Source organism: Lacibacter sp. (assembly GCF_035299325.1).
In the GTDB taxonomy this organism is placed as follows: domain Bacteria; phylum Bacteroidota; class Bacteroidia; order Chitinophagales; family Chitinophagaceae; genus Lacibacter.
The window spans coordinates 99,323-110,505 of record NZ_DATGWT010000014.1 but is presented as its reverse complement, the minus strand read 5'-3'; the positions used below and the strand labels follow the sequence as shown (position 1 = coordinate 110,505).

Here is an 11,183-nt window from a genome sequence, read left to right as displayed (position 1 = left end):
TTGGTTCCTTTACCGGAGGTATACAGCCGTAGAATCTGGCGTATTGTAAACATCTCAATTGTTTTGTTAGACATGAAAAGTGGTACTTGATGAACCAAGAACCTCTTGTTTTTATGCTACAAAAACAACTAATCTTTTTATCAACTTCAGGGGGTCAGTTTGCAATGGCCGAAAGGGGTCACATTACTATGGTCAGTGGGGGTCAGTTTAAGCCGGTAGCAGGGGGCAATTTGAGTGGATTTTCCACTTTATACATAGGAAACCCCTGTTAGTGGCTGGTGTTTATTTTTTCGGTTTAATTGGTATCCAAATTTCTTCTTCTGAATTTGGGTCGTTGTTTTTGTATTTGTCGCCCAATACTTCAAAATGAGGTCTGTTGTCTAAAACGTACTCCGAATTTGGTAACCAAGTCCCAAAAATGTATTGAAAAATACTTGGGTCGTTACTTGAACCTTTATAGTCAAATACTGCATAAAGACCGCCTGCCAATGAAAATGTTTCCATTTCAGTCGGCACATTTTCAAAATCTGTCACTTCAACGGTTGCCCATTTTTCAAATTCATTGGTTGGTTTGAAGTCCGCAAAATGTGTCGGTTTATACACTTGCATTGAAATCCAATTATTAGAAACATTATTTGTTATTTCTCTGCGTTTGGGCATAAAATTTTGCCACAGTTCGCCAGTCTTGTTGTTGGCTAAACTCATAGTTAGTCGTTTGCCAACTAGTTTTTTATCGGATAAGTTTTCAATTCTTGGTGTCATATTTTTTTAATTAGAATGTTCAATTTCAATGTCATATTTGTCTAAAAGACCTGCAACGCCCGAAATTGAAAACTTTGCTTTCTTAATTCGGTTTATTTCTGGGTCAATAGAATAATTGTAAGAAGTCCGCAAGTCCGATTTTTCAAGTATTGTTTGGCCAAAAGTTGCTCGTTCCAAATTACAGTTGTCAAACATAGTACTTGTCAAGTCGGCTTCTGAAAAATCTGTTTCTTGTAATTGTGAATTTTTGAAAATCGTCTTTTTTATTTTCGTTTTGTAAAAAGAAGAATGATTGAGTTGGCAACCGTCAAACGAAAATGAAAGTCCAAATTCATTGCAGGTGTCAAACCGAAGCCCCAACATTTTACAGTCCTTGAATTTTATGTCCCGAAACGCTGTCTTGTTGAGTTTTGCCAAACTGAAATTGCAGCCGTTGAATATGCTGTCAATAAATTTAAATTCTGAAAGGTCACTGTCCCCCATTTCGAGGGTGATTTTGTTGGAAAAACTATTTAACTCTATTTTTTTGATTACTTCATCGTTTGTCTTATTCTGTGCCATTGTCGAAATGCTTATTAAAAAGGTTGTTAGTAAAAGTAGTAATTTGCTGATCTTTCTATTTATAATTTCTGTCAGTTGTGTCTCGATTAAAAATTACCGCCAACATGCCCATATTTTTATGCTGCCATAAAAAAACTATTCCCGATTAACGTATTCCATACTTACTTACCAAACTTATTGTGTAATACTATCCTTTGCAATTGCTTTCAGTTTGTAATCAGAATCAGAAATACCGGGCACTCCTTTTGGTTTTTTTATTACCGTATCTTTTTTTGAAGATGGTATTTCAAGAGTTACCATTTTAACTCTAGAGTCTGCAACTGGAGGATTTACAACAGGGGTGATTTCTCTAACTGATGTATCAAAACTATTATTTGCTTGTTGTATAGTATCAACCAGAACAAGTCTTGATTTTTGTATATCAGGCAATACAGGTTTTACCAGAACAGATTCCTTTTGTTTGATATTTACCGGCTGTTGCGGAACTATATTTATAATTTCAGACTGCCGTGGTTGAAGTTGTTTATTCTTTTGCTTTTTTACAAGAATGAGACTTATGATTACTGCTATGATAATAAGCAGAGCAATCGTCTTCTTATTAATTTTTCTTACGTTCCCTGCAACTTCATTTATTACTTCCTCTTCTTCAATTTCATTACCCTCCAAAGCATCATCTGCATCGAGCATGTTTTCTATCCTTGACCAAATAGCATCCTGCAGGTTGGGTAGTGGTAATTCTGCCAGCTTTCCTGCAATTTGTTCTTCGTATGGTAATAAATTGTTCAACTTAAATTTTTACTGATAATTTTTTTTGCATTTTTTTCCGTGCTTCACTCAAGTGCCATTTACTGGTACCTTCACTTATTTGAAGTTGTGCTGCTATTTCACGGTGATTATAGCCATCGATAACATACAAAACGAACACCGCATGCGTAGCGGGTGGTAATTGCTTTAATAACAGCATTATTTCCTTTGCACTAATATGTTCCACTGTATTATTTGTTACAGAAGGCAGTTCCGCATCTTCAATCTCTATTTCTTCAAATTGATTTCTGCCTTTTATATGTTCCAGCCCTTCACGAATAATTATTTTTTTGATCCATGCGTAAAAACTTCCCTTACTACTGTCATAGTTGCTGATACTTTTAAATATTTTTACAAATGCATGGCTCATAATATCAGCCGCATCCGCTTCATCTCTTGCATAACGCACTGCCACATTCATTGCAAACCCATACATAGTACGGTACAGCAGTTCCTGGGCTTTACGCTCCCGTTTTTTGCACCCGTCAATTAATGAAAGTATTTCTGCTGCGTTTTCCTGCATTGGTTATTTATTGTAAAGCATTACCATCAGCCCAGTTTATTCTGAATTCTTCTTGTTAATAAAGCAGATGTTACAGCAGCAACAGCCAGTTTCATATCCTCGTCCAATTCACGATAGAGCCAGAGAATTCTGCCCATCGGGTCAATAATCGCACATACATTATTTTCAACACGCATTTCGTAAGCCATGGGCAGTGCAAAAGGCAGAGAATGTTCGATTCCCTTTGGTGAAACTGTTTTGTTTATTTTCACAGTTTTGATGATGACTGTATCACTTCCTCTTGTGAGCATACCGCCTTCTTTAATATCATTCACTTCAAAAAGATTTTTGCGTTGTGTCCAGTCAAAGCTGCTATACATAACAAAATTCCATGGTTCCTGTTGATTTAATGCTTGCGGAATAATGAATGCTGAAAATGAGTACTGCATATTTTTATCCTGATAAATATCGCTCAACCATCTGCTGTTTCTTGATATCTGTGTTCCTTCCCTTACTTCACGCTCCAGGGCATATACCTGTGCGATACGGTTGCCATCCCGGATTGTAAACTGAAAACGATGTTTTTGAGATGTTGTCATCGCTGTTTTTTGAATATTAAATGCACGAAGTAATCGCTCTTCAGAAGTAACTGTCGTATTTCTATCGGAACTTCCTGTTTTAAAATTCCAACCTCTTTTAATGCGTGAGGTGGTAAATTTTCCAAATTTCACCGGTTTTCTTGTTTGACCCACACCTGCTACTTTAATTGGCAACATTTGAGCTTGTTCTCTAAATTTTTCAGGTATAGCAATTTGAAGTCTCATTGTTGAGCAGGCTGCTGAACAAATAATTACAGTAAACAGCATTAACGTTTTTGTGCAATCAATCATAACAATAAAAATTTATCAGCGGTATAAATTCCGCCTTATGGTTAAGATAGCAGCAGTTGCAGCAATAGCATCCTGCAGGTTTATATTCAAATCTTTCTGTATCCAGAACTTTCGGTTATTTACATTAACAGATACAGCAGCTACAATCTTTCCATTGTAAGTAAATGCATATACTCTATTTGCAGTAGTGAAGTTCTTTTCCTGTTGATTTGGGATATTTGCATCTTTCAGCAGCAGATTGCAGAGCTCAAAACATACTTCCTCATTTTCAGAAATAATTTTTCCTTTTTGCGCTTCTTCGTTTGTGGCATTTAGATTTGAGGCAATCACACTCCATTTGTTTGCTTTATCATGTTGAGATACGATAGATGCAATTAAAAAGTCTGTGTTTTTTTTACCAAAAAAAGAGGCGTCCTGTTTGCGAAGCAAAGTAAATTTTTCTCTTACTTTCAGCAATGCCCTGCATTCTACTTCAAGAAATGTATTATCCTGTTTACTTATACGGAAACTAAATACATCTTTATTACGATATTTTTCTTTATGTAGTAAAGGAATCCCTTCAATACGGAGAATTGAATTTAAAGGATTAATTGTTCCCGGCATCAGGAAAGAACCAACGGTTCGTTTCAGCTTGGATGTACTGTATGCTGCAAAAGATAGATTTCGTTTAAAAGGATGCCGCCTGCCGTATATATTGTTCGGCTCCAAATCTGTATTGAGAACTTTAGAGTCCATTTGGCCCGTACTATAAAGACAGGCGGTTTGAAATAAAATAATGAGTAATACATTAATTTTAATCATGTCATCCTTATTTAACTGTTGAATTAATGAATATAAGTAGCTCTGGTTTCAGTTTTAAAGCCGCCTGAAGTTTCAATGGTTAATACAACAAGTTTGTTTGCATCTAATTGCAGTATTTTATTCTCTACTCCCGCTGTTATCAAAATTGTTTCATCCGCATTAAATCTCCATGTCTGCGTTTCAATTATCTGATTGGCTGTATTGGGAGCGCAAGCTACAGGGCCTTCGTTGTATTCCACTTTGTAATCTGTTGTAAACTTATATCGGTTGTCTTTTAGGCAAGGCTCAAATAAAGGAAAAATGTCTTCCCATGGATCTTGATTTTCTCTTTCTTCAAGCTTCTCCACCACCCATTCCTTTGCAGTTAAAAGTTCCTTTTTACTTTTAGCAAGTACCTCTTCTGAATTTTCTTTTTTACAAGACGATAAGGCTGCCAATAGCAGTACAGGAAATAAGTTTTTTTTGTTCATCATTCATTTTTTTAAGTTATTAATAGTGTTCCGTATCGGAATCACTATTAATACCCCCTAAAAGGGCAAAAGGGTTGGGTAGAGAGAAAGATTTTTTTTAAATCGCTTAGATGCCGCCAGATTTTTTGAAAAAATGTACTTTTTTCAATTCTATAACACAATAGTTCAACCTAAAGAACGTGTAATCCATTTGCATTTAATAAGGGAGGAATAATATTCAAAAGAAAGCTATTTTTTAAAGGTTGCATCCAGACGTTTTGCATTATAAACGTGCGCCCTGCCACTCTAGTTTGCTGTAAACATTTTATCAGTCATGTGCACTTTAATTTGTGCCCGACTGATAATGACATTGATTTAAAGTAACAGCAGCAACAAAGAGATTGTAGGAATTGATTTCCGATTCATGATGATAAGTTTATAGTCTATACAGAAATTGGTTGCTGTTGATTCGCTTGACTGAGACAGCCGTAACAGAGAAAGCCCTGTTACAGATAACAACCTAGTTAGCATTTAGGCATTCTTGTCATTTCCGGTCAAAGTAGTTTTCAATATAAAATCGATCTGTCAGATATTTTTTCTGCCAATCCGGATTTAATTTGTCGAGCAGAATTCCTTCTGCAAATCCGATATCGTAAAAACAAATGCGCTTTTCTATTTCAAGTTTTGATTGCGTGATTGAATTTAACGCAGCATGATAAAATCTGGTTTTTAAGTCTTTAAAATTGATAAAATCCTTTAACTGTGTGATTTCACCGGTCGGAATATAGTTGTCTAATTCATGTATGAATTTATATTCTGTATATCTCGCAATGCCTTCCTGCCATATCTGAAATGAAAAATAACGATAATCAGCAGGCGTGAGTGACTTTCTGAATCTTGTTCTTTCTCTCAAATAGTTTCTGAAATCATTCTTAAAACTTCTCCTTTCAACATTTGAAACTGCTTTGTGTAATGCGGAAGTGTATTTATTAAATTGTTGGATCGTCTTTACATTGTCATAAGGGAATGCATAATTTAATTGCCACATTCCGGTTTCGTCAGCACCGGATAAATCCAGTTTATTTACTTCGTCATAATAGTTCATTGAGGTAAATTGGTATTGGTGGAAATGTTCATGCAGTAAAGTAATGATCCAATTGGTTGAGTTTTTGTTTGTTTTTTCAGGTGTCCCAACTACAATACAGTTGACTCCATTCACGGCCGGAAAGGTTGCCAGATACCAATCAGGGAAACGTTTTTGTCTGTATAGGATTTTTGTGTTCAAAATCTTATCATCTTCTGATAGCACAAAATCATTGGATGGATAAGGATGATTTATCAGAAACTCTACACTGTCCGTAACAAGTAAAACCACAAACGGAACTTCATTTATTCCTTTCCATAATTTATCACCTACTAGTTTGGAAATATGAATGGCTTCCCGGATTCGAATTTTATCCTCATATCTCATTGCAGGAACATCCTGTCCGTACGAAAAATAAAAACCAAAAATCAGCACTGATAAAAGTATCAACTTTTTCATATTGTCAGTTTTAAGCTTTTGAGCTGCATTTGTTACCCTTACTGCAAACATTTTCCCGGCTGTAACACATTTTGAATCCGTTCACTTCACCGGTCTGCTGTAAGTAAATCAACATCCCAAACATTACAGAACCATTCACCGCAGTATATGATACAAAAACAGGAACAGGATTTCTCCTCATATCCCTGTCGACAAAAGATTGATCAAACCAAATGCCTGTTCCTGCCAGGTTTTCCATTAGCTCTTTTAACAAAAACGTCCTTAAACCAAACATAAAATTAAATTAAAGAAGACTGGCGCTAGTTAACATAGGTTAAGAAATGAAATGTATCACAGAAAATGCGATAACAAATCAATCCATCGCATCACTTATTCATCCAACCTTTGATTAGTAATATTCAAATCAGCGGCTTATCCTGATAAAAACATCAACTTAATTCATCGATATCACTGTCAGAGAAATACTGTATAAAAAGGATCCCGCAGAAGCGGGATCAGAAAGAACGAAAGAAGGCTCAAACTTGCAATGGCTGTGTACAATTAATAAACAGCTTTATAAGTAATACGCATATCTACATTCTTGATACCGGAACCAACAGTAAACGGATTAATGCCACCCTGTCCATCTCCGGAATTTGCATACAACTTTCCATTTTCAACAACAACCATTGTATAGGTACCAGGTTGCAGTGTAACCTGAAAAAAACCATTTGCATCAGATTCTGTTTCTGCAATGAGTGTAGTATTCAGGCTCTCAAAAAAAACAGAAGAGTTTGAAGAACGTACTGCATCAGAAATCAGGCTGTAATTGTAAATGCGGACCTTTCGTTTTACCGGACAGGTTCTGCAATCCGTTAAAACCGAACTTCCGGCAGGCATACAATTTCCTTGTGTAAAATGAACAGTACCATATACACCCTGCGAAACAGAAATTTTTGTTTCTACCGGAGCATAGCCGGCTGACTTGCTGCATTCATCAGCAGAGGCATGTTTTTCATTATCCTGTTTTTGGCAGGAAAATAAACTAAGACTGAGTAGTGCTAATAAACAAAGATGTTTCATATATATATTTTTTGATCTGACATTCTGCTTAAAAAAAACGTTGCACAATCATACCATATAATTTATAAAAATAGTTCTGACTCAACTGAACGTCTCATTTCATCCTGCAGTCGTTTCGTTGGTATTACTTACGTTGACAGGTAAACAAATAATAACAGGAATCAACAGTAATGAAAAGAAGATAGAAAAAAAAGAACACAGACGCTTCTGGTCACATCTACAAACATGTTGAGCTTGCTGCATGTAACAACACAAATCCTGCGGTTTATAACCGCAGTCATTTCATAAAAACGGACACAGTTCAGCAAATCTGTTCTCTGCCAACAAAAAAACTGATTCAATCTTCCTTCTTAAAATCAATGATTCAATTTATTAAACCGATCATTATAACCGCCATGCTTTAACATAGTCAACCACAAATGTCTTTGGATAAACTGTATCTTTTGCATCTTTCAGTTCCACCGGAACTTCATAAATCCCTAACATGAATTGCATCGGATAATTGGGCGACTGTTCAATACGCCGGATGTGGTTATGATCAATAAAAAAATCCACATACCCCGGACGCCACGCTGCCGCATACACATGAAATTCAGCTACATCAATTTTGAATTCATCTTCAAAGAAAATATCCCTCAAATCGGGATCCTTAAACTGACGGATACCGTAACCAATTTTTGCACTTCCGGTTTGCACATTCTCTCCTTTGATTTCAACGATACATATCTCAGCTGACTGTGCAGGCATCTCTTCGAAACCAATCAACCAGAGTGCTACAACATTGGAATTGGTGATGAGTGCTTTGGCTCTTATTTCAAAGTATCCATAAAACGGAACAAACTTTTTTTCAGTTGCCTGAAATTCTCGTACATACAGGTTAGATGTAAAATGATGTTGACCATATACTGAACCCGTCTCTCCGGAAAACACACCTGTCTGGATGGAGGAACATTTCACCGCCCCATTAAATTCAGGACACCAAGGTTGCTGGTCTTCGGTAATGTGCAGACACAGGCATTCATTCTCAAATGAATAAACCGGTGCTGATTGCAAACGACTGCTCCATTGAGGCAGATAGAAAGGTATCCAGTTATCCGTATTTAACTGCAGCGTTGTAAATTCATCTATAAACACCTGTTCAGAAATATTGCGTTCGATCGGTTGCGTTTTTAAATCCATACCATATCAGTTTGAACATAAATCCAATTAATTCATCAGCGAAACAAGTTCCGGCGAAAATGAAACTGCACGGATTTCATGTTTGATGCAAAATATAACAGAAGTTCTTAAAAAAAATGAACCTATGTTAAATAACGGAATCTTTCAGCAACATACAGACGCCGAGCATCTGATCGTGCAGTATAAGATTTTTACAGGCACTATACGTTAAAAAGGAAACTGGTCATTCTCCAACAATTCGTGTTTAATTGAAAAATCCAACACGTCCATTGTAGTTATACCGTTTCACGAAACAAGTTCTTTTTATAATTTTCTATTAAAAGCTCGTCCTTTGGAATAGAATGAAGCTTCGGGACTAGTAAATACATATGAGTTGATGTAACTTTAAAATGACAAGGACTCTTCACTTATCGCCTGTAATGCTATTGAGTAGACACTAGTTTTAAAAGTTATTAGTCAATCTTAAAATAAGGCGATTAAATACTACATACCTCCTTAAGGCAGATATAAGAACCCTGGCATAGCAGTTCTATCTTTTGGGTTTCAAACGTACTACTTCCTCTTCTACTAAACAGTTATCGTGTGTAAATAACTTATTTAGAATTATAAATTCTTTTTCTCAGAGAAATAAATGTTTGAAATGGCATTTCATGAATTCTTGGATTAATCAGCCAAGACGGGATGTTCTGTGACGGCTCGGAATGGAAATAGTAGGTGATTTTTGTATTTACGCCATCCGCCTCAAGTAGAATATAACCATTTGCTTTTTTTAACGAATACTTACAACCTGTTTTAATCTCGCTTCCGGTAATGGTGATTTCCTGTTTACCATCTTGCTTTTTTGTAAACATCATTGTGTAATTTTTGCATTCATTCGAATATGGCCAGGGATAATCCGTTTCAAGAATAAATTGATGACTATTCCCATTTTGATAAATTAACTTTACGGATGAAGTAAATGCAAACCATTCGGGATAATTACCGACGTCTTTCAGAATTTTAAGAATTTCAATTTCAGTGGACTTTAATGACATAACTGCTTTAAATGCATAATAGTCGCTTGCAGACACCGGACCTGTAAATACCTTGATTCCATCTTTATCTTTTGCAAGTTTTAAATTATCCTGTGCATAATTTTTTCTAACCCCGATAAACAAACAAGCCAACAGCAACAGCACTTTCCCCATATTATACAGATACTTTATAGTTATAGACTTTAACAAAATACCAAACGAATAACCCACAAAAAAGAAAATCACCAACTACGATAAGCAGTATTTTCGAATTGGCCAATCCAGCCAGGTACAACTGTAATTCCGAAATAGCAAACGACAATTTGCCTATCCCGCCAATTACAGCAATCCCCCAATGTTTTGATGGATTGTAAGCAACCATCAAATACCCGATAAAAAACATTAAAGTAGTACCCCATGCTCCCTTATAAATCTCGTAGAAAAGAGGATCAGTTAACGGCTTATCAAATACGCCTTGAAAAGTATACGCAGTATTAAAATATCCAAAGCAGGCACCTATCAAATTCCATAAAGCAGCAAGCAGGAAAATTCCGGAGAATAAAATAAAATCTTTGTTTCGCATTACAGTTTACTTTTTTTGTAATGGAACAAAAGTAAAATTTCATTTAGCTGGATTTTTTTACATAGGTTAAGAAATAAACTTGGTCATTTCTTTTTCGCAACCTGACTTCGAATTCGGCTTAGTTGAATGGCTGAGATACCTAAATAGGAGGCGATGTGATACTGTGGAATTAGTTGTTCCAATGTTGGGAATTCGTTTTGAAAAATAGAATATCGTTGCTTCGCATTGAGAAGTACAATTTCTAATTCTTTTTTTTCTTTTTCAAGAAAATAATATTCAGCAATTTTCCTGGCTAGTCTTTCAAGATCTTGATGTTCATCGAAAAGGCGAACCAGATCAGTATAATTACATGTATATACCACACAGTCTGTCAGCGCCTGTTGCGATATCAAATTTGGCCTTCCTGTAAGCAATGATGAATAAGCCCCGATGATGCTTTGTGCTACAAAAAACTGCTTGTTGTATTCCTTTCCTTCTGAATTAATAAAAAATGCTCTTACTACACCTGTCTCCAGAAACCCTATTTTATCTGCAACTTGATTTACTTTTACAAAATATTGATCTTTTTCTAATTCCTCCTGTGTAAAAAGTTTTAACAAACTCTGCCATGTAGAGCTTTTAAGAGGTGAAATTGTATTGAAATAAGTTATTAGTTTTTCCAATTTTCTATTTTTTTCTGAATAAAATGCATCATGAAAATACTCAGCTAGAAATAATTAAGTATAACAGCTTTAGATACCAATACTTAAATCACCTAACACTGATTGTGCAAAATAAAGATACGATTCTGTACCTTAATTGAATATAGCCAATATCTTAACTAGCCCCCCTGTCCCTGCATTGTCATCAAATTATAAAAGATCGACGTGTAGTTTTTGACCAGCTTTTCTAAGCTGTACTGAATTTTATGATATGCTTTTTCATGTACCTTTTTTATTTGTTGCTGCACTTCTTCTAGGTTGCATTTGCATAAAACAGCAAACGCTTTACTATCTAATGGAATATGTATAAATGAATGTACTGTGCATCCTTGC

13 protein-coding genes are annotated in these 11,183 nt (G+C 35.6%); all 13 read right to left on the bottom strand.

The genetic code is table 11. The features are described 5' to 3' along the window. Positions 1-282 precede the first annotated feature (282 nt). On the bottom strand, positions 283-762 hold the full coding sequence (locus VK159_RS09435; protein WP_324229885.1) for a GyrI-like domain-containing protein: 480 nt from the start codon (positions 760-762) through the stop codon (positions 283-285). Between the two features lie 6 nt (positions 763-768). Further along, positions 769-1,323, bottom strand: a complete 555-nt coding sequence (locus VK159_RS09430; protein WP_324229884.1) for a pentapeptide repeat-containing protein — start codon at positions 1,321-1,323, stop codon at positions 769-771. A gap of 174 nt (positions 1,324-1,497) precedes the next feature. After that, positions 1,498-2,109, bottom strand: coding sequence for a hypothetical protein (locus VK159_RS09425; protein WP_324229883.1), 612 nt, complete (start codon positions 2,107-2,109; stop codon positions 1,498-1,500). Between the two features lies 1 nt (position 2,110). Beyond that, on the bottom strand, positions 2,111-2,650 hold the full coding sequence (locus tag VK159_RS09420; RefSeq protein WP_324229882.1) for a sigma-70 family RNA polymerase sigma factor: 540 nt from the start codon (positions 2,648-2,650) through the stop codon (positions 2,111-2,113). Between the two features lie 26 nt (positions 2,651-2,676). Next, on the bottom strand, positions 2,677-3,453 hold the full coding sequence (locus tag VK159_RS09415; RefSeq protein WP_324229881.1) for a hypothetical protein: 777 nt from the start codon (positions 3,451-3,453) through the stop codon (positions 2,677-2,679). Positions 3,454-3,534: 81 nt separating this feature from the next. Next, positions 3,535-4,320 (bottom strand): hypothetical protein, encoded by a 786-nt coding sequence (locus VK159_RS09410; protein ID WP_324229880.1) that lies wholly within the window; start codon positions 4,318-4,320, stop codon positions 3,535-3,537. Between the two features lie 23 nt (positions 4,321-4,343). After that, positions 4,344-4,790, bottom strand: a complete 447-nt coding sequence (locus tag VK159_RS09405) for a hypothetical protein (RefSeq protein WP_324229879.1) — start codon at positions 4,788-4,790, stop codon at positions 4,344-4,346. A 523-nt stretch (positions 4,791-5,313) separates the two neighbouring features. Continuing rightward, on the bottom strand, positions 5,314-6,312 hold the full coding sequence (locus VK159_RS09400; RefSeq protein ID WP_324229878.1) for a hypothetical protein: 999 nt from the start codon (positions 6,310-6,312) through the stop codon (positions 5,314-5,316). A 540-nt stretch (positions 6,313-6,852) separates the two neighbouring features. Next, the gene (locus tag VK159_RS09395) at positions 6,853-7,374 is read right to left on the bottom strand and encodes a hypothetical protein (protein ID WP_324229877.1); all 522 of its coding nucleotides are present in this window, start codon (positions 7,372-7,374) and stop codon (positions 6,853-6,855) included. 384 nt (positions 7,375-7,758) lie between these two features. Next, positions 7,759-8,553 (bottom strand): glycoside hydrolase family 16 protein, encoded by a 795-nt coding sequence (locus tag VK159_RS09390; RefSeq protein ID WP_324229876.1) that lies wholly within the window; start codon positions 8,551-8,553, stop codon positions 7,759-7,761. Between the two features lie 593 nt (positions 8,554-9,146). Continuing rightward, entirely contained in the window at positions 9,147-9,740 is a 594-nt protein-coding gene (locus tag VK159_RS09385; RefSeq protein ID WP_324229875.1) for a hypothetical protein, read from the bottom strand. Between the two features lies 1 nt (position 9,741). Then, a complete protein-coding gene (locus tag VK159_RS09380) occupies positions 9,742-10,149 on the bottom strand; it encodes a hypothetical protein (RefSeq protein ID WP_324229874.1) in 408 nt (135 codons plus the stop codon). Between the two features lie 83 nt (positions 10,150-10,232). After that, positions 10,233-10,811: a Crp/Fnr family transcriptional regulator gene (locus VK159_RS09375; protein ID WP_324229873.1), complete on the bottom strand. Its 579-nt coding sequence runs from the start codon at positions 10,809-10,811 to the stop codon at positions 10,233-10,235. Positions 10,812-11,183: the final 372 nt, after the last annotated feature.